Source organism: Halomonas sp. HK25, from assembly GCF_047795635.1.
Lineage (GTDB): Bacteria > Pseudomonadota > Gammaproteobacteria > Pseudomonadales > Halomonadaceae > Halomonas.
In genome coordinates, this window is record NZ_CP181044.1 from 541,090 (window position 1) to 565,654 (window position 24,565).

Consider the following 24,565-nt stretch of genomic DNA (forward strand, 5'->3'; position numbering starts at 1 on the left):
TTGGTTGTAGGGGGTGGTCCAGGGGATGGGACAGAAGCCAGGTTTCAATCTAGTCTGGGGGCTGGGGTGGGTAAATAATGACCTGAGTCAGTATTGTGATCATCACAGTAATGATCAATTAGCCGAAAGTCGATGCCGGGACCCGCCAGGCCGCCTGGGATTGGATGAAAGTCTAATTGTACGGCGCCATAATGATCACAATACTGATTAAATGGGTCGTGGCAAGGCGCTACATCGGATACGACCCAACCCCTGATGGTTCATCAACAATGAAAACCCGTAGAGCACGGGATGGAGCGAGCAGATGCAGTATTTCCTCGATGGTTACCGCAGTGGCGACCCCCGGGTTCAGCCCGCAGCCCCGGGGCGCAGCGCCGAACAGGGTCCGCTGCCAGAGGAAGTGGATGTCCTGATCGTCGGTACCGGTCCGGCCGGGCTGCTGCTGGCTGCCCAGCTATCGACATTCCCCGAGATCGTCACCCGCGTCGTGGAGAAGTCCGATGGGCCACTCGAGGTGGGACGTGCCGACGGTATCGCCTGCCGTACGGTCGAAACATTCGAGGCCTTCGGCCTGGCCGAGCGGCTGACCAGCGAGGCCTACTGGGTCAACGAGACCCATTTCTGGGGGCCGGACTCCGATGACAAGTCGCGGATCACCCGGCTCGGTCGCGTGCAGGACGTTCGCGATGGCCTCTCCGAGTTCCCGCACGTGATCGTCAACCAGGCCCGGCTGCTCGATTTCCTGCTGGAGTACATGCACAACGCCTCCAGCCGCCTGCAGGTCGACTACCGCCACGAGACGCTCAGGGTGGAGGTCCCCGAGGCCGCCGACGAGCGGGTGACCGTGACCCTCAACACACCGGACGGCGAGAAGAGCGTCCGCGCCCGGTATGTCGTGGGCTGCGACGGTGCCCACAGTGTCGTGCGCGAATCGATCGGCCGCGTGCCCCAGGGCCACGGCGAAGACAAGGCGTGGGGTGTGATGGACGTCCTGGCGGTGACCGACTTCCCGGACATCCGCTTCAAGTGCACGATCCAATCCGCCGAGGCGGGCAACATCCTGCTGATCCCTCGCGAGGGCGGCTACATGGTACGGCTCTACGTCGACATGGGGAATATCGCCCCGGACGCCTGGCTGACCGAGGACGACGTGCTGGCGAAGGCCCAGGCGGTACTGGCGCCATACACCTTCGAGGTGAAGGAGACCGCCTGGTTCTCCGTCTACCGTGTCGGTCACCGGGTCACCGACAAGTTCGATGATGTCGACGACGACCAGATGGAGAGCCGCACGCCCCGGGTCTTCATCGCCGGGGATGCCTGCCACACCCACACCGCCAAGGCCGGCCAGGGAATGAACGTGTCGATGCAGGACACCTTCAACCTGGGCTGGAAGCTGATCTCGGTGCTGCAGGATCGCAGCCCGGCCAGCCTGCTGCATACCTATAACGCCGAGCGTCACGTCATCGCGGAAAACCTGATCGAGATGGATACCCGGTGGTCGCGGGCGATCGGCGCCGCGCAGGACTCCGACGACCCCCAGGCCGCGATGAAGGGGCTGGCCGAGGTGCAGCGCCAGTTCGTCACCAACTGTGAGTTCACCGCGGGGTTCGCCACCCACTACGCGCCGGACCTGCTGACCGGTGATGACACCCACCTGGCCCTGGCCACCGGTTTCCCGCCCGGGCGGCGGTTCCATTCGGCCGAGGTCATCCGACTCGGCGATGCCAAGCAGGTCCACCTCGGGCACGTCCATCGCGCCGACGGCCGCTGGCGGCTCTACGCCTTCGCCGACATGGTGGACCCGAGAAGCCCGGGCTCTCGACTGAACGCGCTGATGGACTTCCTCGCCAGCGAGGCGTCACCGATCCGTCGCTTCACCCCGAAAGGGGCCGACCCGGACGCGGTCTTCGACGTTCATGGCATCATCCAGCAGTCCCACCTCGAGGTTGACTGGGCCGATATGCACGACTTCCTCAAGCCTCACAAGGGGGCCCTCGGGCTTCAGGACTACCAGAAGGCCCATGCGCCGGTGCTGGGAACCGATCAGGACATCTTCGACCTGCGGGGCATCGATCGCGGGGCCGGTGCCCTGGTGGTGGTGCGACCGGACCAGTACGTCTCACTCGTACTCCCGCTGGATGGCTTCGATGAACTCACCCGGTTCTTCTCCAGCTTCATGGTGGAGCCTGGCTGATAGCGTTAACTCGCCCTTCGCCAGAGACAATGAGGGTGGGTCGGCATCGCCGTATGCGGGTCCACCCTGAACGATTCCGGCACGCCTCGCGTCAATGCTGCGTCCTCACTCGAAGGGGGCAGCTCTTCACCTCCCCCCCCCGGCGGCTCAGTGGTCGGAAGCCTCTTCCTGGTTAGAGGCGACTATATCCTGGCTGATCCTGACCAGTTCCTCTAAGCAGGTCTCAACCGACCTGCCCGTGGTTTCCAGGATGTAGTCCGCCTGGCGATATTCTGCCTCGCGCTCGGCAAAAATTCGCGTCAGATCCTCCATGGCGATCTCATAGTTATTGCCTTCCAGGGGGCGCATGTCACCGGCCGCCATCAGCCGCTTCATCAGCTCCGGAGGGGTGGCGTGTAGCCATATCGTATAGAAGTGGCCGAGCAGGTTCTGGAAGGTTTCCGGCTCGGTAACCAGGCCGCCGCCGACCTCAAGCACCGAGCGGGGAGACTTGCGGATCACCTGCGTCAGGGCCTGTCGCTCCAGGCGGCGATAGCTGCGCTGCCCTCCCATCTCCAGGATCTCGCCCACTTTCATGCCCGCCAGCATTTCAATGCGCTGGCTCAGGCGAATGAAGGGGAGATCCCAGTGCTCGGCCAGGCGCTCTCCCAGCGTCGTCTTGCCACCAAAGCGGATGCCGATCAGGGCGATACCGCAGCGTGAATGGCGCGGCGACTCGAAGTGCTGAGCGAGCAGCCGGTAGGCCTCCTCGAGCTGAGTCGGGGAGAGTCGATTGAACAGTTCCCGGAGGGGGGCAGGGAGAGGGCGCTCGTTGGAGGCAGGCAGCAGGCCGTGCAGCGGTACCACCAGGGTCTGGGCGAGCCTCTGGAGCAGGTCGATGGAGATGTTCGCCTTGCCGGTCTCGATCTGCGCCAGGTAGCGCTCCGATATGCCGGACTGGGCGGAAAGGTGCTTTCTGGAGATGCTGCGGCGTGCGCGATATGCCCGTACCCGCTCACCGATGGAAGCGGCAAGGCTCACTTCGGTATCGGCGTCTGCGATGCCGCTGTCTGGCGGATGTTCGGCTGGCTTCATGTCCGGTCCCGATCTGTGTGCTGCCCAATGCGTATGGGAGTCAGGCCTGGTGCAGCGTCCATGGGGAGGGTGTCACCCTGATCCTGTGGTGTGGATGGCATTATAGTGCACAAATGCCGGCGGGCAATCGCCACCGATGAAGCCGGCCGGGGCGACCTGGCAGGCGAAATGGTGGCTGATATGCACTTTGATTCTAGAATATTACTTTTAAAATCATTTGGTTAATATTTTATCTCAGGATGATGCTTGGGAGTGAGACCCGCTGAGTGTTGAGTCTTGGTTGCGACTAAGGTCGGGTTTCGGTCGGGCCTTGGTGTGGAACTATAATGCACGCCACTGCACTGAAGTGCTTAAGCCTCCGTGCGGTGAGTGGAGGAGGCGCCACGGCCAGCCGTCCTCGCCCATGAGGTCTCCTGACGACCGAGATCCGCGACAATAAAGTACAAAAGCAAGTACAAAAGGGTAGAAAAATGAATCACTTGACGACCACAAGGCGCCTGACCGCGCTGGCGGGTGGCCTGATGGGGCTTGCCGCCGCGGGTTCAGCCTCCGCACTGGAATTCTCTGTCGGCGACACCACGCTGGGTGTTTACGGCTATGCCAAGCTGGACATCATCTACGATGTCGACGACGACCTTGGCATCAGCGTCAACCACCTGGCCATCAGTCGTGATGATGAACGCAGCTCGACGGGTCACAGCACCCTGCATGCCTATGAGAGCCGTCTCGGCTTCAGCACTTCTACCCCTCTTGAAGGCAGTGTTCTCAATACACGCATCGAGGGCGACTTCTACGGTGGGGGCGGCGGTCAGTTCCGTCTTCGCCATGCCTATGGTGAATGGAACGGTATCCTGGCCGGCCAGACCTGGACCAACTTTCATGGCTTCGTGGCGGCCACGCCGACGGTGAGCTTTACCGGGCTGGGTGGCATGCCCAATACCTCCCGACAGGCTCAGCTGCGCTACACCCAGGGCAACTTCTCGGTAGCGCTCGAAGACCCTGACAAGCTTGGAGGTCGTGAAGAGACGTTTGGTCTGGGTGCCGACAAGAGCCGGCTTCCGGACCTGACGCTGCGCTATACACGCCGCGCCGACGACTTTGCCGTTTCCACTTCGGCGGTGCTTCGCCATCTTGAATACGATGCCATCGACCAGGACGACAGCACGCTTGGCTGGGGGGTCGCCCTGGAAGGAGCGCTGAATGTCAGCGAGGCCGTTACCCTGCGCGCAGGAGTCACTCATGGCGACGGCATCGGCAGCTATCTGAACGAGAACCCCACCTCGACCCCGGCCATCGATGCCGCCCCGGCCTATGTCGGTGCCGACGGCAGGCTCAGGACCGTCGAGAGCACTGGCGGCACCCTGGGGATGACGGTGAAGGTCGGCCCCGGATCCATCAATGCGGCCTACTATCGCACCGTTACCGATCTGGACGACTCACCCTATCCGGGAGAAACCAGCGACCGTCGGGAGAGCTTTTTCCTGAACTATATCTGGTCGCCGGTTGAGCGCGTCAGCTATGGCCTGGAGGCGGGGTGGCATGCTCGCGAAACCCTGGATGGCCGCGAGGGCGAGGCGGTGAGACTGCAGGGCATGGTGAAGTACAGCTTCTGAGCCGTGAAGGCGGCAGTCGACACGCTGAGTCGGGAGGGGATGGCCTATGCTGGATATAGCGCTAGCCCTCCATGACCGGAATGAATCGCCTGCTTGTTGCGAACGACTTCCTGGCGATCAATTACCAATAATGCTAACGAAGTGAGGTTCCAGTATGACTATCAAAGCTATCATCAAGAGTTTGGCGATTTGTGCCATCGCGGGTGGCGTGGCACTGCAGTCGGCCCAGGCAAGAGACTTGCGTCTGGCCCCTGGCGTACCCCCCGTTCACCCGGCGCATACTCCCTTGTACACCGAGTTCGTGACGGCCTTGGCGGAAGAGTCCGATGGCCGCCTGGGTGGGCAGATCATGGGGACGGAGATCGCCTCGCTGGGCAATATGCGGACGGCGATTCGTAGTGGCCTGGTGGAAGCCGGCTTGCTGCTACCGGCCTACTTTCCTGCGGACCTGCCGAACTTCAACCTGATTGGCGACATGGCCCTGCTGGGCACCAACTCCTTTGCCATGAACGGAGCAGTAACCGAATACATCGCCACCTGCGAGGCCTGCCAGCAAGAGTTCAGTAGGTTGGGGATGGTGTATACCAGCACTCACACGACGGATGTCTATCACCTGCTGACCAACAGGCCGGTGACCACGGTGGCAGACCTGCGCGGCATGCGCATGCGCGTAGGGGGGCCACAGTATTCTCGCTGGCTGGAAGCCATGGGGGGTACCCCGGCCTCTACCCCGGTAGGGGAGACTTTCGAGTCGTTGTCGCAAGGCGTGATCGACGGTTCGATCGCCTCTTCCGCCGATATCATCTCATTCCGACTGGAAGATGCCATCGACTATCTGACTTACATAGGACTGGGCACCTTCCATAGTACGACTTCTCATGCGGTTGGTCAGGCGGTGTGGAATTCGTTGTCTGCCGAGGATCGTGAAGCCGTTGCGCGGGCCTCTACTCGAGCCAGTGCCCTGGCGACCCAGCGCTGGGCCTATGAGATGCCTGCCGAAGCTGACCAGGTGGCGCGCAACAGTGGCATCGAGATTCTCGAGGCCGATGAATCGCTGCATGAAGCGACTCGCCGCTTCGCCGAGGAAGACCTGATCTATGCCGCCGAGCAGGCCGAGAGCCGCTACGGGGTGAGCGACGCTGCCGCCAAACTGGAGCGCTTCCAGGAACTGGTCGAGAAGTGGAACGGCATCGTCGAGGAGGTCGGTGAGGATCCCGAAGCCATCGCTGAAGCCATCAACCGGGAAGTCTGGGACCAGGTGGATTTTTCCTCCTACGGTACCTGAGTCCGCTGACCCCCGGGATTGCACGCGCAATCCCGGGGCCTTTCGTCAAGATAGGGGGTTGTTGTCATGTCCTGGTTATATCGCCTGGTGAACCAAGCATCCATGGGGCTAGGGCTGCTGGGTACCATCGCCATCCTGTTGATGGTGGTTCATGTGACCTTGGATGTCATCCTGCGCTCGACGTTGTCGATATCGATTCCGGCTACCCTTGAGTTGGTCACACGCTACTACTTGATAACCTTGGCCTTGCTTCCCTTGGCCTGGGTGGAGTGGCGCAAGAACATGATCGCCGTGGAAGCCCTGGAAAGCCTGATGAGCCCCATGCTGATCCGGATGTCCGATGTGCTGGTGTCACTGCTGTCAGCCATCGTCTATGCCGTATTGATGGTCGCGACCTGGGGCAAGGCCATGGAGCAATTTGCCATTGGCTCCTATGTGATGGCGTTGAATTTCCCGATGCCAGTCTGGCCCACCTACTTCGTACTGCCGGTGTCTTTCTGTCTGGCAGCCATTGTCTGCCTCGTACGCATTCCGCTGCTGGCCAGTGGAACGGCCTATCCCGCCGACTCGAAAGAAGGGTAATTCCATGGCTGTTGAAATCGGTTTCTACGGGCTCGCGGCACTCCTGGCCTTGCTGGCGTTACGAGTCCCTGTCGCCTTGTCGCTGATCATCGTCTCGCTGGCTGGCATCACCATGATGTTCGGCTGGAGTACCGCCATCGGCATGCTCTCTTCGACACCCTATGAGTTCATCGCCAAGTGGACCCTCAGTGCGGTGCCGATGTTTCTGCTGATGGGCTTCGTATGCTTCCATACCGGGCTCACCAATGGCCTGTTCAATGCGGCCAAGGTGGTCTTCCGGTGGCTTCCGGGTGGGGTGGCGATCTCGAGTATCGTTGCCAGTTCCGGCTTCGCCGCGGTCAGTGGTTCGAGCGTGGCTACGGCCGCCGCCATGGGGCGAATCGCCATTCCTGAAATGGTCAATTCTGGTTACAAGCCCAGTTTTGCCTGCGGCACTATTGCGGCTGGAGGCACCATAGGGGCGCTGATTCCCCCAAGCATTCTGATGATCGTCTATGGGGTCTTTGCCCAGGTGTCGATCACCCAGGTCTTTCTGGGAGGGATCTCCATCGGGCTGCTGACCGCCGCCAGCTACAGCATCGTGATTCTGCTGGTCAGTTGGCTACGCCCGGACATCGTGCCCCGTAAACCGGCAGACGTCCAAGATATCAGTGCCAGGCAGGCGCTGATCGATATATGGCCCGTCCTGGTGCTGGCCTTTCTGGTGTTCGGTGGGTTGTTCTCGGGGTTCTTTACGGCGACAGAAGCCGGGGCCGTGGGAGCGGCCGGTGCGATACTCATCGGGCTGCTCCTGCGCCGGCTGGATGGCAAGGCGATGAAGGCCGCTCTGCTCGAGACCCTCTCGACCACCTCGGCACTGTTGATCATCGGGGTCGGGGCGAGCATGTTCACCCTGTTTCTCAGCTTGAGTGGCCTGGCGGGTTATATCACCAGTGCGGTCACCGGCTGGGATCCGACCTATCTCCAGCTGATGCTGGTTGTGGTGGTGATCTATTTGTTTCTCGGGCTGTTCATGGAACCGTTTGGCGCCATGCTGGTGACCCTGCCGGTGCTGCTGCCGGTGTTCGAACTCTACGATGTCAGTCTTATCTGGTTTGGCGTACTGCTGGTCAAGCTGCTCGAGATCGGCATGATCACGCCGCCTGTCGGAATGAATATCTTCGTTATCAAGGGTGTGGCCGGAGAGTATGCGTCACTGGTGGATATCTTCAAGGGAGTGTCAACGTTCCTGGTCGCTGACCTGGTGATCGTGGCCCTGGTGATTTTCTATCCCCAGATTGTCCTGTTTCTGACGGGCAGCTGAGTCCCGAGTTCGGCAGCGAGGCCGACAATCAATTCAATGTATGGGGTGTAAACTGTGAGCAAGATTGTCGATGTCCACACGGCAGTTGGCATGATCAAGCATGACGACACGCTGGTATGGTCCACAGCGGGGCTCAGTGGCTTCGCGGAAGACGTGGCCGCGGCCCTCGAGGCACGATTTCTGGAGACTGGAGCGCCAAGCAACCTGACAGTGGCACACAGCTGCGGCTGTGGTGATGGCCAGGACAAGGGCATGAGTCATTTGGGCCATGAAGGCCTGGTCAAGCGACTGGTCAGCGGCCATACCGGTATGGCGCCGAGCATGGTGGAACTAGTCCTCGAGAACAAGATAGAAGCTTACCTGCTGCCGCAGGGTGTGATGGCCCATCTCTGGCGGCATATTGCCGGCAAGACGCCCGGGGTGATCTCCAAGGTTGGCCTGGGGACTTTCGTCGATCCTCGGCTGGAAGGGGCCAAGGCCAACACCGTTACCACCGAGGATCTCGTCAAGCTTATCGAGCTGGAGGGAGAGGAGTGGCTGATGTATCGCACCTTCCCGATAGATGTGGCGGTCATTCGTGCGACGACAGCGGATGAGCGGGGTAATCTGACCCTCGAGCGCGAAGCCATCTTCCTCGAACAGCTCTCCATGGCTCAGGCTGCCAGAAACAGTGGGGGCATCGTTATTGCTCAGGTGGAATACGTGGCAAAGCAAGGCACCCTGCATCCGCAGAAGGTCAAGATCCCCGGTGACCTGGTCGACTATGTGGTGGTGGCTAAGCCAGAAAACCATACCCAGACGATGGCGACCTACTTCAACCCGGCCCTCTCGGGCGACCTGAAGATGCCGCTGGGCGGCATCAAGCCCATGTCCCTGGATGCCCGCAAGATCATCGCGAGGCGTGCGGCCATGGAGCTGGTGCCGGGTGCTGTGGTCAATCTGGGGATCGGCATGCCCGAGGGTGTCGCCAGCGTGGCGGCCGAGGAGGGCGTCAGCGACCTGATGACCCTGACCACCGAGTTGGGTACCTATGGCGGCGTGCCCGCCAGCGGCGGCGACTTTGCCACCGCCTACAACGCCGAAGCGATCATCGACCACGGCTATCAGTTCGATTTCTATGATGGCGGCGGCCTGGATGTCTGCTTCCTGGGCCTGGCTCAGACCGACCATGAAGGCAACCTTAATGTCAGCAAGTTCGGCAAGAAGGTGGTAGGCCCCGGTGGCTTCATCAATATCAGCCAGAACGCCCGCAAGGTGGTGTTCTGTGGCACCTTTACCAATGGCAGCAAGGTAGAGATCGTGGATGGGCGGCTGAATATCCGTCAAGAGGGTAGCCGCCAGAAGTTTGTCGATCGCGTCGATCAGATCACCTTCAGTGGCCGCTACGCTCAGGAAGTTGGTAAGCCGGTGCTCTATGTCACCGAGCGTTGTGTGTTCGAGCTTATCGATGGGGAGATCACCCTGACGGAAATTGCCCCTGGCATCAATATGGAGCGCGATATCTTCGCGGCCATGGAATTTACGCCCAAGGTCTCGCCGGATCTCAAGGAGATGCCCACGGAGCTCTTCAAGGAGCAGTGGGGCGGGCTGCGTGACACCCTGGTCGGCAGGTAAACCGAATACTCGCCTGTCTCGTTTCGAGGCAGTTGGCAGCCGATTCAACACAACAGGAGTCAGCAATGTTCAAGAACGCCTTCATCCCCTACGGCGGCTACTACAGCACTCCCTTCTGCAAATGGCAGGGCAGCCTGGCCAATTACAATTCGATCGAGCTGGGTGCCGCCACCAGCAAGCGCTGGCTGGACAGCCGCGAGATTGATCCGGCGCTGTTCGATTATCTCTATCTCGGCGTTTCCGTCGGCCAGAAGGCGATCTTCTACGGGGCGCCCTGGGCGGCGGCCATGATGGGGGCCGCGGGTATCCCTGGTCAGAATGTGGCTCAGGCCTGTGCCACCTCGACGACTGCGGTGTTCAATGCGGCGGCAGCGGTCGAAACCGGTTCGCTTCAGACAGCGTACTGCCTGCTCGCCGATCGTACCTCGAATGCGCCGCACACCATCTGGCCCAACCCCGCCGGGCCAGGTGGCGAGGTGATCGCCGAAAACTGGAACATGGACAATATCAATGCCGATCCCGTTACCGGCACGGACATGCTGACCACGGCGGAGAATGTCGCCCGCGAGCATGGGTTCACCCGCGAGCAGGCCGATGAGCTGACGCTGCGCCGCTATGAGCAGTACGCCGAGGCGCTCGCCGATGAGCGTGCCTTCCAGAAACGCTACATGTTCCCGATCGAGGTGCCGGTCTCACGCAAGGAGACCAAGCTGGTCGAGACGGACGAGGGCGTGACGCAGACCACGGCCGAAGGACTGGCCAAGCTGCGTACCGTGCAGCCCGACGGTATTCATACCTTCGGTTCCCAGACCCACCCGGCAGACGGCAATGCCGGGATCATCGTGACCACACGGGAGCGAGCGGCGGAGTTAAGCACCGATGTGGGCTTGCCGATTCAAGTGCTGGCCTATGGTCATGCTCGCACCAAGCCGGCCCACATGCCGATGGCGCCGGCTTCGGCGGCTCAGAAGGCCCTCGACCAGGCGGGGCTGACCATCGACCAGATCACGACCATCAAGAACCACAGCCCCTTCATCGTCAACGACCTGCACCTGGCGAAGACCCTGGGCCTCGACGCCCACAGCTTCAACAACTACGGCACCTCGCTGGTGTTCGGCCATCCCCAGGGGCCGACTCTGGCGCGGCTGCTGATCGAGGCCATCGAGGAGACCGCGCTCAAGGGCGGCGGCTACGCTCTTGTCACTGGCTGTGCCGCCGGTGACTCGGCGGCGGCGCTGGTCGTCAAGGTGGGCTGATCACGGCTCGCCGCCATTCCTGACAAGGCCGGGCCATCGGGCCTGGCGTTATGCAACCAAGGGAGGTATGCCATGCGACTCTCCGATCGAGTGGCCATCGTCACGGGAGCCGGACGCGGCCTGGGAGCAGCCATGGCCAAGCGCCTGGCCCACGAAGGCGCCCGGGTGGTGGTAGTGGATATCAACGGCGAGGAGGCCGAGAAGATGGCCGCCGAGTTGGCCGATGCCGGGCATGACAGCCTTGCCGCCGTCTGTGACGTCACCGACCGTCAGCAGGTTGCTGCGGTGATGCAGCGCGTCAAGGCACATTTCGGGCGCCTGGATATTCTGGTCAACAATGCCGGCATCACCCGGGATGCGGCCTTTCTCAAGATGACCGACGCGCAGTGGCAGACGGTGCTCGATGTCAACCTGACGTCGATGTTCATCTGCACGCAGGAGGCGGCTCGCTACATGGTGGAGCAGCAGTCCGGGCGCATCGTCTGCATCAGCTCGTTGTCGGGAAACGAGGGCAACTTTGGCCAGGCCAACTACTCCGCAGCCAAGGCCGGTGTGATCGGCTTCGTCAAGAGTCTGAGCAAGGAGCTCGCCCGGAAGGGGGTGCTGATCAATGCCGTCTCGCCGGGGTTCATCGAGTCGGAGATGACCGCGCAGATCCCCGAAAAGGTCCGCGACAAGCTGATCTCACGGGTGCCTCAGGGGCGTGGCGGCCTGCCGGAGGAGGTGGCTGGCGTGGTGGCCTTCCTGGCGTCCGATGATGCCTCCTACGTCAATGGTCAGACGCTGAACGTCAACGGCGGGATGTACGTTTAGGGCGCGGCTCCGAGCGTCAAGGTTCAGGAACTGAGCCCCGCTGGTGCGCGTATCTCGGGATTTCCCCACTATGGAAGAGGTGGCAGGCATGGAACTGTCGGGCAAGGTAGCAGTGGTGACGGGGGCGACCAGTGGCATAGGCCAGCGGATCGCACAGCGGTTCGCCGAACTGGGGGCCTCCGTCGCAGTGGCCGGCCGGAATATGGATGCGGCTCAGGACATCGTTGCCGACATTGAGGAGCGTGGCGGCAGGGCGATTCCCTTGAAGATGGATGTCTCCGACAAGGCGAGTGTGGACCAGGGCTTTGACAGAGTCGTGAATGAGCTGGGTCCAGTGGATATCCTGGTCTCGAATGCCGGTATCCAGCTGGTCAATCCCATTGATGAGTATGATTTCGCCGACTGGAAGAAGATGATGTCCGTGCATCTGGATGGTGCCTTCCTGACGACCCAGGCAGCACTGCGTTCCATGTACGAGCATGATCGGGGCGGCAATGTGATCTATGTCGGTTCCGCGCACTCCCATATGGCCAGCATCAACAAGTGCGCCTATGTCACCGCCAAGCACGGGCTGCTTGGCCTGGCCCGCGTGCTGGCCAAGGAAGGGGGTAAGCGGAAGGTCCGCTCCTTCGTTATCTCACCCGGGCTGGTGATGACCCCTCTGATCGAAAAACAGCTCCCCGACCTGGCGCGCCAGCTCGGCATGAGTGAGGAAGAGGCGCTCAAGAAGGAGTTGCTCAAGAATACCGTGGATCAGGAGCCGGGCAGTGTCGATGAGGTGGCGGATCTGGCGGTCTTCCTGGCCAGGCAGGAAACGGCGGCCTTGAGCGGGCAGTCCTTCAATTGTGGCCATGGGATCCACATGCAGTAGGTAGGCCGGTGCGCAGACTGCCGTCAAGACGTTGACGACGGTATCGCGCTGTGTCCAGCATCCGTGAATCATTGGGTGCCGTCTATCGCTATACGGTCCACTTGAAGTGAACGGGGAAAACTGGGGAGGTCGCCCGCCCCCATTCTGCGGCTTCCTCGCTTGCCGATCATGGCCATTGAGCAGGCCGAGCTCCAGGCGAGGGGCGCTTCTACTTCGGACGGTGGTTATCCTGGGCACGGCGGTAGATCCGCTGAAGCGTCTCGCGGAAGTGCTGAAGGGTCTCCTCGTTGAGCTCGCTGAAGATCTCGTTCTCGATATCGGTGATCACCTCGTTGCAGGTCTGCAGCAGACGGCTTCCCTGCTCGGTAAGGCTGATGGCCAGGAGCCGGCGGTTCTCGGCGTTGGCCTCGCGAAGGATCAAGCCTCGCTTGTCCAGCTGGGTCAGGATGGGGCCCATGGTCTGGGGCGTGACGAAGAAGTGGCGCGACAGTTCGGCCGAGGAGAGGCCGCTGTAGCGCTTGATCACCGACAGCACGGTATATTGCAGTGAGGTCAGGCCATGCTGCTTGAGAGCCGGATCGATCCAGGAGTTGCGGATGATGTTGGTGGTCTGGGCCAGCAGGTAGGTGGTGTTCCTGCTCGGGCTGTGTTTCAGCTTGACGGCAGCAGTATGATCCATGGGGGCGTTTCCTTGCTTGTGATTGGCAGGCGAGACTCTGGCGTGCGCGCTCCTTCTGAGACCTTATCATATAAGGCTGGCATATAAGCTGGAATGATGCTTGCCAAGCAATTCCAGGCATGCCGGGCGTGGACCGGCATGCCTGGAAGCCTCCGTGAAGCGGGTCGGAGGGGAGGGGTGTGACCTCCCCGGGGTCGATTACTTCAGGTTCAGATTATACAAACTACAGCAGTTGCACTCGAAGAGGTTCCTGCGCTGCTCCTCGGTCAGCCACTCTATCTCCTCGATGACCGGCTTGAGGTGGTCGAAGTCACGGCCGCTGACGGGATCCCGGGCGCTGCCGGTGCCGGGTTTCTCGGTACCGAAGAGCACGTTGTCAGTCCCGACCACCTTGAACAGGAACTCCAGGGCCTCCTTGGAATAGTTGCAGGTATCGAAGTGGAGCTTCTTGAGCTTCTCATCGAAGCTCTGCTCTTCACCCTTGCGCACGTTCCAGGCGCGGAAACGGCCCATCTGGTAGGGGATGGCGCCGCCGCCGTGAGGAATGACGATCTTCAGCTCGGGGAAGCGCTCGAAGGTATCGGAGGTCAGCAGGGAGATGACCGCCGTGCTCTCCTCGTTGATGAACTTCAGCGTGTAGCTTTCACGTGGCTGGCAGCTGCCCGCAGAGTGGATCAGGGCCGGCACGTCGAGTTCCACCATCTTCTCGTAGAGCGGGTACCAGAAGGGGTCGCCGAGGCCTGGCGGGGGCAGCTCATCCCCCTCGGTGGGATCCGGGTTGATCAGGCAGCCGACGAAGCCGAGTTCCTTGACACAGCGCTCAAGCTCCGCCACGACTCGCACCGAAGGGCATTCATGGCGGTGCTGGGGCAGGCCGGCGACACCGCGGAAGCGCTCCGGGAACATCTCGACCAGTCGGTAGATGACGTCGTTGACGTGCCGGTTCCAGAGCTCGGAGACGATGGCCGGCTTGAGGGAGTGCAGCTGCAGATAGGGGCGCGGCGAGATCAGCTGGATGTCGGTGCCCACGGAGTCCATGATCTTGAGCAGTGCCTCGCCCGAGGTACGAATCGAGGCATCGGGGATCTTCGGGTTCCCTGAGGGGTTTCCGCGCCCTCCGACCAGCTCGGTGAAGTACTTGTAGCTCTCCTGGGGCATGATGATATGAGCATGAGAGTCGATGATCATGGTTATTCTCCTTCTGGAATGATGGCGATCACTTCGATCTGCAGGTGCAGCGGGCCGGGAAGCTCGGCCAGTTGGATGTGCCGCGCCGGGCGGTCATCCGGGTCGGGAAAATGTGTCAGCCAGGCCTCGTTGATGAGCTCGCGGATGCTGTTGTCGCGAACGTAGATGGCCATCTTGCCGATGTGAGCCAGGCTGGTGCCGGCGGCATCGACAAGGGACTGCAGGTGGGTGAAGACCAGCTCCACCTGGCGTGCCGCGCTATCGGCGGGCTGCCCGGTCTCGGGATCGATGCCCGAGATGGCGGATGAGAACAACAGGTTGCCGACTCGGGCGGCTCCGGGGATCGGAGCCCGGTGCCCGAACCCGGGGATTGAGATGCTGCGTTTGCCACTCATGGCGGACCCTCCTCTTGTTGTTGATGATGACTGGCTGGCGGCTGAGGCGTTTGCCTTCACTCCGGTTGCTCCAGGAACACACCGGCCACTGAGTGCCGGCTGTCCGGAGTCACACTAAGGTCGAGAGTACGGCTTTCTGTGTGGCTACCCTCGACTGCCTCTTCCAGACTTTTTATTGCTATATCAGATAGTTGAAAATTCTTGGTGGCGCTTTGCCAGAGCTTGGTATCAATCGTTGAGTGCGTCTTGACAAAACCGCTGACTGGCTACACGATGTATGTAAGGTTCCCTGATAAAGAAAAGAAAAGCAACCCCCGACGTCCTGCCGAATGTCAGTGTCCCGACGTAGCCGGGATCAGGAGGGCCAGCCTTTCGGGCATCCGGCCGAGGAGCCGACACAGCCCAGCGGGTAGATAAAGACAACAGGAGAATAACGATGCCTATGACTCAGCAAGACAACGACCGTCTGACACGCGTCGAGAACGGCGCTTCAATGGGACAGATGCTCCGCCAGTGGCACTGGCTGCCAGCCGTTCCTCTCTCTCTCTCGAGGCAGGTGGTGCGCCGATTCGTGTTCGACTGCTCGGTGATAACTATGTGGTCTTCCGTTCCGATGACGGCCGGGTGGCCTGCTTCGATGAACAGTGCCCGCACCGCAAGGCATCGCTGGCGGTGGCGCGCAACGAGGATAATGCCCTGACCTGCCTGTTCCATGGCTGGAAGTTCAGCGTGACCGGCGAGATGATCGAGGCGCCCAACCACACCGGTGACCAGGTGAGCTTCTGCCAGAAGGTGAAGTTCAACAGTTACAAGGTCAAGGAGGCCGGCGGCATCGTATGGGTCTGGCTGGGCGAAGGCGAGATTGCCCCCGCCTTCCCGGAACTGCCCTTTACCTCACTGCCCGAGAATCAGCGTGCCGTGGCCTGCCAGGAAATCCCCACCAACTGGGTGCAAGGTGTGGAGGCGTCCATGGATACCTCTCATGTGGGGGTGCTGCACTCCTCGTCCACCGAGCTGACCTCCGGCAAGTCCCAGCGTATGCACATGACCAAGGTGCGGGCGCCACGTCTCGAGTTCGAGGAGATGACCTACGGCTTCCGCTACGCCGCCCTGCGCCCGATCGGCGAAGATGAGCAGTATGTGCGGGTCAACAACTTCGTGATGCCCTGGTACGGCATCATCTGCCCGCCTGAAGAGGGAGGGCCAGGCACCGTCTTCTTCAGTGTGCCAGTGGATGATACCCATCACCGTGCCTGGTTCGTCCACTTCAATACCACTCGCCCACTGGGAGTGACGCCCTTCACCATCGGCTCCGACCTGATGGACTTCCCTCCGCTGCCGCCCGGTGATGAGACCAACAACTGGGGCCAGGATCGTGGTGTCATGGCGCGTGGTCACTTTACCGGTTTCCCCCAGCACTTCGGCACTGAAGACTTCGCTATCTTCCTGGGGCAGGGGCCCATCGTGGACCGTACTACCGAGCAGCTCTGCTCCGCCGATGGCGCCGTGTTGCGGGTGCGTAACCTGCTGCTGCGTGCCGCCGAGGACCATGAGAGTGGTAAGTCATTACCTACCGGTGATGAGCTGAAGTATGCGGAGATTCGCTCCGTGGGCGGCATCATTTCCGAGGAGCAGGACTGGAGAGTCCTGGTGGACGACCAATGACAGGCCCAGACGTGATGGATGTACACCGGTCGACCCACGCGGTTGACCGGAGCACAGGAGACAACAAGACAATGCCTACAGCCTCTATGTTTTGTGGAGAGCGTCGGCTCCATGATGTCAGGCGCTTGCTCTATCCAGCATCGGTTGCCGTGGTGGGGGTTTCCGGCACAGAGAGATCGTTCGGGAACTTCGTACTATCCAATCTGGATGATTTCCGCTACACCGGCAGCTTGCATCTGGTCAGTCGCACCGGTACTGAAGTCAAGGGGCGCCCTTGTGTGGTTTCGATCGATGACCTGCCAGAAGGCATCGACGTGGCGGTGCTGACGGTGCCGGCTTCGGCGGTGGTCGAATCGGTAGAGGCCTGCGGACGTCGCGGTATCGGGGCGGCGGTGGTATTTGCTTCTGGTTTCTCGGAGGCCGGCGAGGAGGGTGAGCGCCAGCAGGCTGAGCTGGCGCGGGCCGCCGAGGAGGGCGGCGTGATGGTGGTGGGTCCCAACTGCATGGGGCTCAGCAACCTGGCCGATGGCATTCCACTGACCTTCGAGCCGCAGATGCTCGGTCCGGAGTACAGTGCCAGACTGCGTCAGGAGACCCGTCCGGGTGTGGCGGTCATTGCACAGAGTGGCGCCATGTCCAACAACCTGCGTGATGCCCTGATCGCCAATGGTCTACCGGTCATGTACGCCATCTCCACCGGCAACGAGGCGGTGCTGAGCATCGAGGATCATCTTGCGCATCTAGTCGACGAACCGCGGGTCGGGGTCATCGCCCTCTATGTCGAGCAGGTACGCTATCCAGAGCTGTTCCTTGCCCAGGTGGCGCGGGCCCGCAAGGCCGGCAAGCCCATCGTCATGCTGATGCCAGGTCGCAGCTCCCGCGCCAGGGATGCTGTGCAGTCCCACACCGGGGCCCTGGCCGGCAACCATGCGGCGGCCTGCGTTCGGCTGCGTGGCGAAGGGGTGCTGCTGGTGGATACCCTGGATGAGCTGTTCGATGTGACCGCCATTCTGCACAAGTTTCCCGAGCCGCCGGCGGCACCCCCCGCACTCCTGACCAACTCCGGTGCCATCAAGAACTGTGCCCTGGATCTGGGCGAGGATATCGGCCTGACCTTCCCGGCGTTCTCCGCGGGCACCGTGGCGGGTCTCGAGGCTATCCTGCCCTCCTATGCGGTGGCGGAGAACCCCTTGGACTTCACCACCATCAGCGCCAAGGACCCGGAAGCCTACACCCGGCTGTGCCAGGTGGTGACGGAGGATCGGGGCGTCGGTGGCGTCATGGTGGCGATGATGGGAGGCCCCCGGGTCGGCCAGCTCGACAAGACCAGGCACCTGGTACCCGCCATCGCCCAGTGCACCAAGCCTGCGGCGCTGGTCATCCTGGGCGACCAGGCGGAGCTGATCCCGGAATTCCACCAGGCCATCGAGGAGAGTGGCGTGCCCTTCTTCCGTTCCGTGGATCGTGCGGTACGCGCCTTTGCCCGAGTGGAGCAGTATGGACGCAGCCTGCGTCGCCAGCGGGCCCAGACGCCGACGCGCCAGCTGCCGAGCCTGTCCGGTAGCGGGTTGCATGCCGAATATCGCTGCAAGCAGTGGCTCTCCGCTATGGGGTTCACCTTCCCGGCGGGACGCCTGGCCACCAGCGTCGACGAAGCCGTGTCGATCGCCGATCAGGTTGGCTATCCCGTGGTGATCAAGGCGCAATCGGCCGATCTGCCCCACAAGTCCGATGCGGGGGGCGTGGTGGTCGGCCTGGCCGATGAAGAAGCACTGCGTGGAGGCTGGGACCGACTGCACACTTCGGTCAAATCGGCTCGGCCAGAGCTGACCCTGGATGGCGTGCTGGTGGAAGCCATGGGGCGCGGTGGCGTCGAGCTGATCGTCGGGGCACGACGCGATCCCCAGTGGGGGCCGGTGGTCATGGTCGGCCTGGGAGGCGTATGGATCGAGGCGCTCAAGGATGTGCGCCTGCTGCCTGCCGATGCAGAGCTGGCTGATATCTCGCAAGAGATCCTCTCCCTGAAGGGGGCGGCCCTGTTGACCGGCCTGCGTGGCAGCGAGCCGGTGGATATCACCGCCATTGCCGAGGTGGTCTCCCGGGTAGGTGAAGTCATGCAGAGCTGCCCGGAGGTCGAGGAGATCGACATCAACCCCCTGGTGGCCTATCCCGACGGCGTCGTGGCCCTGGACGCGCTGGTCGTGACCAGCCCGCAACACAACTAGGCGAGAACGAATCATGAGACTGGAATTTACACCGGAAGAAGAGGCCTTCCGCCAGGAGGTCAGACAATTCGTTCAGGACGAGCTTGACCCGGCCATCAAGGCCAAGGTGGAGCGAGGCCTGCGCCTCGAGAAGGCCGATTATGTGGCCTGGTACACGAGGCTCTTTGATCAGGGCTGGATCACCCCGGGCTGGCCGGAAGAGGAAGGCGGCCCCGGCTGGACATCGATCCAGAAGTACCTCTTCGACGAGGAGACCCTGCTGGGTGGCGCACCGCGCATCATTGCCAGTGGTATCAACATGCTGGGGCCGGTGCTGATTGCCTTCGGCACCCCCGAGCAGAAGGAGAAGTACCTGCCGGCAATCCGCCGCAGCGAGAGCTGGTGGGCCCAGGGTTTCTCCGAGCCGGGTGCCGGGTCGGATCTGGCCTCTATGCGCACCACCGCCGTGCGTGATGGCGACCACTACATTGTCAACGGCCACAAGATCTGGACCTCCTACGCCCACTTCTGCGACAAGCTGTTCTGCCTGGTCAAGACCGACAAGGACGCCAAGCCTCAGGAGGGGATCTCCTTCCTGCTGATGGACCTGGACACCCCGGGCATCGAAGTGCGCCCGATCAAGCTCTACGAGGGCGGCAATGACCTCAACGAGGTCTTCCTGGACAACGTGCGGGTGCCGGTGGAGAACCGGGTCGGCGAGGAGAACAAGGGCTGGACCTACGCCAAGTACCTGCTGGGGCACGAGCGCACCGGCATCGCCGGCATCGGCGCCTCCAAGCAGCAGCTGCTGCGGGTCAAGCGCCTGCTCGACGAGCAGGGCATGGCCGACGACCCTCACCTCCGGCGCCGGGTCGCCGAGCTGGAGATCGAGCTGGTCGCCCTGGAGGCCACCGGGCTGCGCATCCTCGGTGAGAACCAGACCTTCAGCGCCCCGGGCGCCGAGGCCTCGATGCTCAAGATACGCGGCACCGAGCTGCGCCAGGATATCTTCGAGCTGCTCTATGAGGTAGCTGGGCCCGCGGCCATTCCCTTCTCCGAAGAGGCCATGCGGCTGGAGGGCGAGGATCCGCTGATTGGTGACGACGAGCGGGCCTCGCTGGCGGCCAATTTCCTGGATTCCCGAAAACTGTCCATCTACGGCGGCACCAACGAGGTGCAGCGCAACGTCACCGCCCAGATGTTGCTGCGAGGTTAGGAGACGATCATGGATTTCTCGATTAGTGAAGAGCAGTTGCAGCTGCGCGATGCGGTGAGACGCTTCTGCGACGGCGAATATCCGCTGGAAATGCGCGGGCAGCGGGTGAGCGCCGACCGGCGCCGGAAACGCTGGGAGATGATGGCCGAGCTGGGGCTGACGGGCCTGACCGTCACTGAGGCGTGTGGCGGTAGCGCCCAGGGCATGGTCGAACAGATGGGCGTGATCGAGGAGCTGGGACGCTGCCTGAGCCCGGAGCCCTATCTCTCCACGGCTGTTATATCAGCAAGCCTTATACAGGCGCTGGGGACTCCCAAGCTGCAGGAGCTGTGGCTGGCGCCTATCGCCATGGGCCAGCTCCGTGTGGCCCTGGCCCTGGACGAACCTCAGGCTCGCTATGCCTACCAGAGCGGCAGGATGAACTGTCGACTGACCCCTGAGGGGGATGGCTATCTGCTCAGCGGCGCCAAGAGCCTGGTGCTGGATGGTCCCGAGGCCGATGCCTTCGTGGTAGCGGCCGAACGCGACGGCGCCCTACAGCTGCTGGTGGTACCGGCCGATGCCACGGGGCTGACTCGGACGGCAGGGACCAGCCTGGATGCTCGAGAGATCGCCACGCTGCGCTTCGCGGACGTGCTCATCTCCTCCGGGCAGCTGCTTGCCGAGGGTGAGACGGCAGAGCGCGCCCTCCTGGCGGTGCTGGATCGCGCCTCGGCGGCGCTGTGCGCCGAGTCTGTGGGGAGCATGACCGAGCTGGTCGAGCAGACCCGCGAGTTTCTCAAGGTCCGCAAGCAGTTCGGTGCCCCATTGGGCAAGTTTCAGGCGCTTCAGCACCGTTTCGTCGACATGGTGATCGCCCTTGAGCAGTCACGCTCCATGGCCGCGGTGGCGGCCATGGCGGTGGATGAGGCGGATGCCGAAAAGCGCCGCAAGCTGGTCGCCGCTGCCCGGGTGACCGTGGCCCGGGCCGCTCGGTTGATCGCCAAGGAGGCGGTGCAGATGCACGGGGCCATGGGCATGACCGACGAGTGCCAGGTGGGCCACTACGTCAAGCGGCTGATGGTGGCGGAGCGCCTGTTCGGTGATATCGCGCATCACCTGGAAACCTTCGAAAAAAGCCCCGCTGCGGCGGCGTAATCATCACAACCCCTCTCAAGAACAAGGCTAGGAGTCAGAACATGAGCAACCTCACTACCGAATCACTCGACGGCAACCTCAAGAACACCCTTCAGGACAAGGTGATCCTGGTGACCGGTGCAGGCAATGGTATCGGCCGCGCCATCGCCCACTACTGTGCCGCCCAGGGGGCCAGGGTGGTGGTCAACGACTTCGGCACCAGCCTGACCGGTGACAAGGAAGAGACCAGCCCCGCCGAGACGGTGGTCAACGAGATCAAGGAGGCCGGCGGCCAGGCAGTGGCCAACCAGGACAGCGTGTCCGACCCGGAAGGCGCTCAGCGCATGGTGGACCTGGGCGTGGAGACCTGGGGACGCATCGACGGGGTCGTCAACAATGCCGGTGTGCTGCGTGACAAGATCTTCCACAAGATGTCCCTGGAGGACTGGAAGCTGGTCATCGACACGCACCTCAATGGCTCCTTCTACACCTCCATCGCCGCGGCTCAACACTTCAAGGCCCAGGGCTCCGGTGCCTTCGTACACATGACCTCCCCGACCGGCGTGGTCGGCATGTTGGGCCAGGCCAACTACGGTGCCGCCAAGTCCGGCATCATCGGCCTCTCCAAGGCCATTGCCCTGGACATGAAGCGTGCCGGCGTGCGTTCCAATACCGTCTCCCCCTCTGCCTTTACCCGCATGCTCGACAACATCGTGGCCGAGACCCCGGAGCAGAAGGCGCGGCTCGCCAAGGCCAAGCTCAACACCCCCGAGAAGGTGGCGCCGCTGATCGCCTACCTGCTCTCCGACCTGGCCGAGGGCATTACCGGCCAGATCTTCGGCGTGCGACGCAACGAGCTGATGCTGTTCAATCAGATTCGCCCGATTCGCTCCGTATCCTACGGCGATGGCTGGACCCAGGAGGCGATCCACGACAGCGCCATGCCTTCCATGAAGCGATTCTTCACGCCACTGGATGGCGGTGAGTACTTCGCCTGGGACTCCATGTAACAGCAGAAGCTGGCCGAGGGCATGCCCTCGGCCCTTCCGCAACGATACGACAAGGACAATACCATGCCGATCAATCGCGACTTCTTGATCAACTGGGAGATGGAGCCGGTAGTCCAGCGCTACACGGACAAGGACACCATGCTGTTTGCCCTGAGCCTGGGGCTGGGTATGGACCCGGAGGATCCCAGGCAGCTGCAGTACGTCTATGAAGATGGCCTCAAGGCCTTCCCCACCATGCCGCTGGTGCTCTGCTCCCCCCAGGGTTGGGCGGTGCATCCTGAGGCGGGCATCAACTATCGCATGATGGTCCACAGCGAGCAGCGCCTGAAAATTCATCAGCCGCTCCCCCCTGCAGGCACCCTGCGGGCGGTGACCCGGGTCGACGATGTCATCGACAAGGGCGAGGGGCGTGGCGCCATCCTCTATCTCAGCCGGGATATCCACGACGACGAGAGCGGCGAGCTGCTGGCTACCGTCAGTGGTACTGCCTTTGCCCGTGGCGATGGCGGCTTCGGAGGCCCGAGTGGACCCATGATCGAGCCCCACAGGCTGCCGGAAGGTGAGGCGGAGTATCGCCTCGAGGCCACGACGTCCCCGCAGATGGCGCTGCTGTATCGTCTCAACGGGGATCGCAATCCCATCCACGCCTCGCCGGAAATCGCCCGCAGCGCCAAGTTTCCGCGTCCGATCCTGCACGGCCTGGCCACCTATGGAGTCGCCGCCAACCTGTTGATCAACGAGTTTGCCGACGGCGATCCGTCCCGGCTCAAGGAGTACAACGCGCGCTTCTCGGCCCCTTTCTTCCCCGGCGAGACGCTGACCGTGGAAGCCTGGAAGCAGGGTGATGAAATCACTTTCCGCGCCTTCGTCGCCGAGCGTGACGCGGTGGTTCTCAACAACGGCTATGCGGTGCTGACATCATGAGTCTCAATGGCAAGGCATACATCGTCGGTGCCTATGAGCACCCCACCCGCCGGGCAGACGATATCTCGGTGGCACGACTCCACGCCGAGGTGGCCAAGGGTGCCCTGGAAGATGCAGGGCTGAGCAAGTCGGATATCGACGGTTACTTTTGTGCCGGAGACGCCCCGGGGCTGGGTGCCACCAGCATGGTCGAGTATCTGGGCCTCAGGGTTCGCCATGTGGATACCACGGAGTGTGGTGGTTCGGCACCCATCCTGCACGTGGCTCATGCTGCCGAGGCCATCGCCGCGGGGCGCTGCAATATCGCCCTGGTGACCCTGGCCGGGCGCCCGCGCGCTGCCGGTGCCTCGCTGGCGCTCAAGGCCCCTGATCCGGATGCTCCGGACCTGCCCTTCGAGCTGCCCTTTGGGCCGGCGACCCAGAACCTCTATGCCATGGTGGCGCGCCGCCACATGCATGAGTTCGGCACCACCAGCGAACAGTTGGCCTGGATCAAGGTGGCGGCTTCCCAGCATGCCCAGCACAACCCCAATGCCATGCTGCGCAACCCGGTGACCGTGGAAGAGGTGGTCAATTCGCCGATGATCTCCGACCCGCTGCATCGCCTGGATTGCTGCGTCATGAGCGACGGTGGCGGCGCCGTGATCGTTGCCCGTCCCGAGATTGCCGCTCAGTTGGGACGCCGCGCGATCAAGGTGCTGGGTGCCGGCGAGGCACAGAAGGATGGCCAGGCGGGACAGATCGACCTGACCTATTCGGCGGCGGCCTGGTCCGGTCCGGCGGCCTTCGAGATGGCCGGCGTCACACCAGCGGACATCAAGTACGCCTCCCTCTACGACAGCTTCACCATCACCGTGCTGATGCAACTCGAGGACCTGGGGTTCTGCCGCAAGGGCGAGGGCGGCCGCTTCGTGGACGACGGCAACCTGATCTCCGGCCAGGGCAAGCTGCCCTTCAATACCGATGGCGGTGGCCTGTGCAACAACCACCCGGCCAACCGAGGCGGCATGACCAAGATCATCGAGGCGGTGCGCCAGCTGCGCGGTGAGGCTGCACCGGCCGTGCAGGTACCCAACTGTGACCTGGCCATTGCCAGTGGCATCGGCGGGGCACTCGCCTCCCGCCATACCGCCGGCACCATCATCCTGGGGAGGGAGTGAGATGGCAGACGTCAAGCAAGCAAGGCCTGAGCCCAAGTCGCCACAGATGGATGTGGAAGCCTTCTGGGCCGCCGCCGAGCAGGAAGAGCTGCTGATCAAGGAGTGTCAGGCGTGTGGTGAGCCCCACTTCTACCCGCGCATGGTCTGTCCGCACTGTCTCAGCGACCGCGTCGAGTGGAAGACAGTCAGCGGAAGGGGGGAGATCTACTCCTACAGCACCCTGATGCGCAAGGGCCAGCCCGGCCACACCATCGCCTTCGTGCGGTTGGAGGAGGGGGTGACCCTGATGAGCAATATCATCGATGCTGACCCGCAGAGTCTGTACGTCGGTCAGCCGGTGCGCGCCGTCTTCCGCAAGCTCAAGGAAGATGGACCCACGCTGCCGCTGTTTATCCCGGCGTAA

General features: G+C 62.4%; 21 protein-coding genes. 17 read left to right on the forward strand and 4 right to left on the reverse strand.

Annotated features, from left to right (window positions below; all coding sequences use genetic code 11):
* The first annotated feature begins 304 nt into the window (after window positions 1-304).
* Window positions 305-2,194 carry an FAD-dependent monooxygenase gene (locus tag ACM26W_RS02670; protein ID WP_416139331.1) on the forward strand — a complete coding sequence of 630 codons (1,890 nt, stop codon included), beginning with the start codon at window positions 305-307 and terminating at the stop codon, window positions 2,192-2,194.
* Window positions 2,195-2,341: 147 nt separating this feature from the next.
* On the opposite strand, the gene ACM26W_RS02675 is transcribed toward ACM26W_RS02670, so the two are convergent.
* Complete coding sequence (locus tag ACM26W_RS02675) at window positions 2,342-3,268, reverse strand: helix-turn-helix transcriptional regulator (protein WP_416139332.1); 927 nt, start codon at window positions 3,266-3,268, stop codon at window positions 2,342-2,344.
* A gap of 470 nt (window positions 3,269-3,738) precedes the next feature.
* Here ACM26W_RS02675 and ACM26W_RS02680 point away from each other — a divergent pair, with 470 nt between their 5' ends.
* The 8 genes from ACM26W_RS02680 to ACM26W_RS02715 all read left to right on the forward strand — a co-directional run bounded on the left by ACM26W_RS02680 (window position 3,739) and on the right by ACM26W_RS02715 (window position 12,605).
* Window positions 3,739-4,881, forward strand: coding sequence for a DcaP family trimeric outer membrane transporter (locus tag ACM26W_RS02680; RefSeq protein ID WP_416139333.1), 1,143 nt, complete (start codon window positions 3,739-3,741; stop codon window positions 4,879-4,881).
* A gap of 154 nt (window positions 4,882-5,035) precedes the next feature.
* Window positions 5,036-6,166 carry a C4-dicarboxylate TRAP transporter substrate-binding protein gene (locus tag ACM26W_RS02685; RefSeq protein WP_416139334.1) on the forward strand — a complete coding sequence of 377 codons (1,131 nt, stop codon included), beginning with the start codon at window positions 5,036-5,038 and terminating at the stop codon, window positions 6,164-6,166.
* Between the two features lie 66 nt (window positions 6,167-6,232).
* Window positions 6,233-6,748 carry a TRAP transporter small permease gene (locus tag ACM26W_RS02690; protein ID WP_416139335.1) on the forward strand — a complete coding sequence of 172 codons (516 nt, stop codon included), beginning with the start codon at window positions 6,233-6,235 and terminating at the stop codon, window positions 6,746-6,748.
* A gap of 4 nt (window positions 6,749-6,752) precedes the next feature.
* The gene (locus ACM26W_RS02695; RefSeq protein ID WP_416139336.1) at window positions 6,753-8,051 is read left to right on the forward strand and encodes a TRAP transporter large permease; all 1,299 of its coding nucleotides are present in this window, start codon (window positions 6,753-6,755) and stop codon (window positions 8,049-8,051) included.
* Window positions 8,052-8,105: 54 nt separating this feature from the next.
* Window positions 8,106-9,665, forward strand: a complete 1,560-nt coding sequence (locus tag ACM26W_RS02700; RefSeq protein WP_416139337.1) for an acyl CoA:acetate/3-ketoacid CoA transferase — start codon at window positions 8,106-8,108, stop codon at window positions 9,663-9,665.
* Window positions 9,666-9,730: 65 nt separating this feature from the next.
* Window positions 9,731-10,921, forward strand: a complete 1,191-nt coding sequence (locus ACM26W_RS02705; RefSeq protein WP_416139338.1) for a thiolase family protein — start codon at window positions 9,731-9,733, stop codon at window positions 10,919-10,921.
* A gap of 72 nt (window positions 10,922-10,993) precedes the next feature.
* Window positions 10,994-11,734, forward strand: coding sequence for a 3-oxoacyl-ACP reductase FabG (gene fabG, locus ACM26W_RS02710; protein ID WP_416139339.1), 741 nt, complete (start codon window positions 10,994-10,996; stop codon window positions 11,732-11,734).
* Between the two features lie 70 nt (window positions 11,735-11,804).
* Window positions 11,805-12,605 carry a 3-hydroxybutyrate dehydrogenase gene (locus ACM26W_RS02715; protein WP_416139340.1) on the forward strand — a complete coding sequence of 267 codons (801 nt, stop codon included), beginning with the start codon at window positions 11,805-11,807 and terminating at the stop codon, window positions 12,603-12,605.
* Between the two features lie 208 nt (window positions 12,606-12,813).
* Here ACM26W_RS02715 and ACM26W_RS02720 read toward each other — a convergent pair whose 3' ends face one another.
* The 3 genes from ACM26W_RS02720 to ACM26W_RS02730 all read right to left on the reverse strand — a co-directional run bounded on the left by ACM26W_RS02720 (window position 12,814) and on the right by ACM26W_RS02730 (window position 14,867).
* Complete coding sequence (locus ACM26W_RS02720) at window positions 12,814-13,284, reverse strand: MarR family winged helix-turn-helix transcriptional regulator (RefSeq protein ID WP_416139341.1); 471 nt, start codon at window positions 13,282-13,284, stop codon at window positions 12,814-12,816.
* 198 nt (window positions 13,285-13,482) lie between these two features.
* Entirely contained in the window at window positions 13,483-14,472 is a 990-nt protein-coding gene (locus tag ACM26W_RS02725) for an amidohydrolase family protein (protein ID WP_416139342.1), read from the reverse strand.
* Window positions 14,473-14,474: 2 nt separating this feature from the next.
* Window positions 14,475-14,867: a RidA family protein gene (locus ACM26W_RS02730; protein ID WP_416139343.1), complete on the reverse strand. Its 393-nt coding sequence runs from the start codon at window positions 14,865-14,867 to the stop codon at window positions 14,475-14,477.
* Between the two features lie 513 nt (window positions 14,868-15,380).
* Between ACM26W_RS02730 and ACM26W_RS02735 the strand changes: the two genes are divergently transcribed.
* From ACM26W_RS02735 to ACM26W_RS02770, 8 genes are all read left to right on the forward strand, one after another.
* A complete protein-coding gene (locus ACM26W_RS02735) occupies window positions 15,381-16,532 on the forward strand; it encodes a Rieske 2Fe-2S domain-containing protein (RefSeq protein ID WP_416139344.1) in 1,152 nt (383 codons plus the stop codon).
* Window positions 16,533-16,618: 86 nt separating this feature from the next.
* On the forward strand, window positions 16,619-18,757 hold the full coding sequence (locus ACM26W_RS02740; protein WP_416140801.1) for an acetate--CoA ligase family protein: 2,139 nt from the start codon (window positions 16,619-16,621) through the stop codon (window positions 18,755-18,757).
* Window positions 18,758-18,770: 13 nt separating this feature from the next.
* On the forward strand, window positions 18,771-19,952 hold the full coding sequence (locus tag ACM26W_RS02745; RefSeq protein ID WP_416139345.1) for an acyl-CoA dehydrogenase family protein: 1,182 nt from the start codon (window positions 18,771-18,773) through the stop codon (window positions 19,950-19,952).
* A gap of 9 nt (window positions 19,953-19,961) precedes the next feature.
* Window positions 19,962-21,089 carry an acyl-CoA dehydrogenase family protein gene (locus tag ACM26W_RS02750; protein ID WP_416139346.1) on the forward strand — a complete coding sequence of 376 codons (1,128 nt, stop codon included), beginning with the start codon at window positions 19,962-19,964 and terminating at the stop codon, window positions 21,087-21,089.
* 41 nt (window positions 21,090-21,130) lie between these two features.
* Entirely contained in the window at window positions 21,131-22,078 is a 948-nt protein-coding gene (locus ACM26W_RS02755; RefSeq protein ID WP_416139347.1) for an SDR family oxidoreductase, read from the forward strand.
* A 63-nt stretch (window positions 22,079-22,141) separates the two neighbouring features.
* Window positions 22,142-23,002, forward strand: a complete 861-nt coding sequence (locus ACM26W_RS02760; RefSeq protein ID WP_416139348.1) for a MaoC/PaaZ C-terminal domain-containing protein — start codon at window positions 22,142-22,144, stop codon at window positions 23,000-23,002.
* On the forward strand, window positions 22,999-24,162 hold the full coding sequence (locus tag ACM26W_RS02765) for a thiolase domain-containing protein (protein ID WP_416139349.1): 1,164 nt from the start codon (window positions 22,999-23,001) through the stop codon (window positions 24,160-24,162). The genes ACM26W_RS02760 and ACM26W_RS02765 overlap by 4 nt, the downstream gene beginning before the upstream one ends.
* A 1-nt stretch (window position 24,163) precedes the next feature.
* Window positions 24,164-24,565 carry a Zn-ribbon domain-containing OB-fold protein gene (locus ACM26W_RS02770; protein ID WP_416139350.1) on the forward strand — a complete coding sequence of 134 codons (402 nt, stop codon included), beginning with the start codon at window positions 24,164-24,166 and terminating at the stop codon, window positions 24,563-24,565.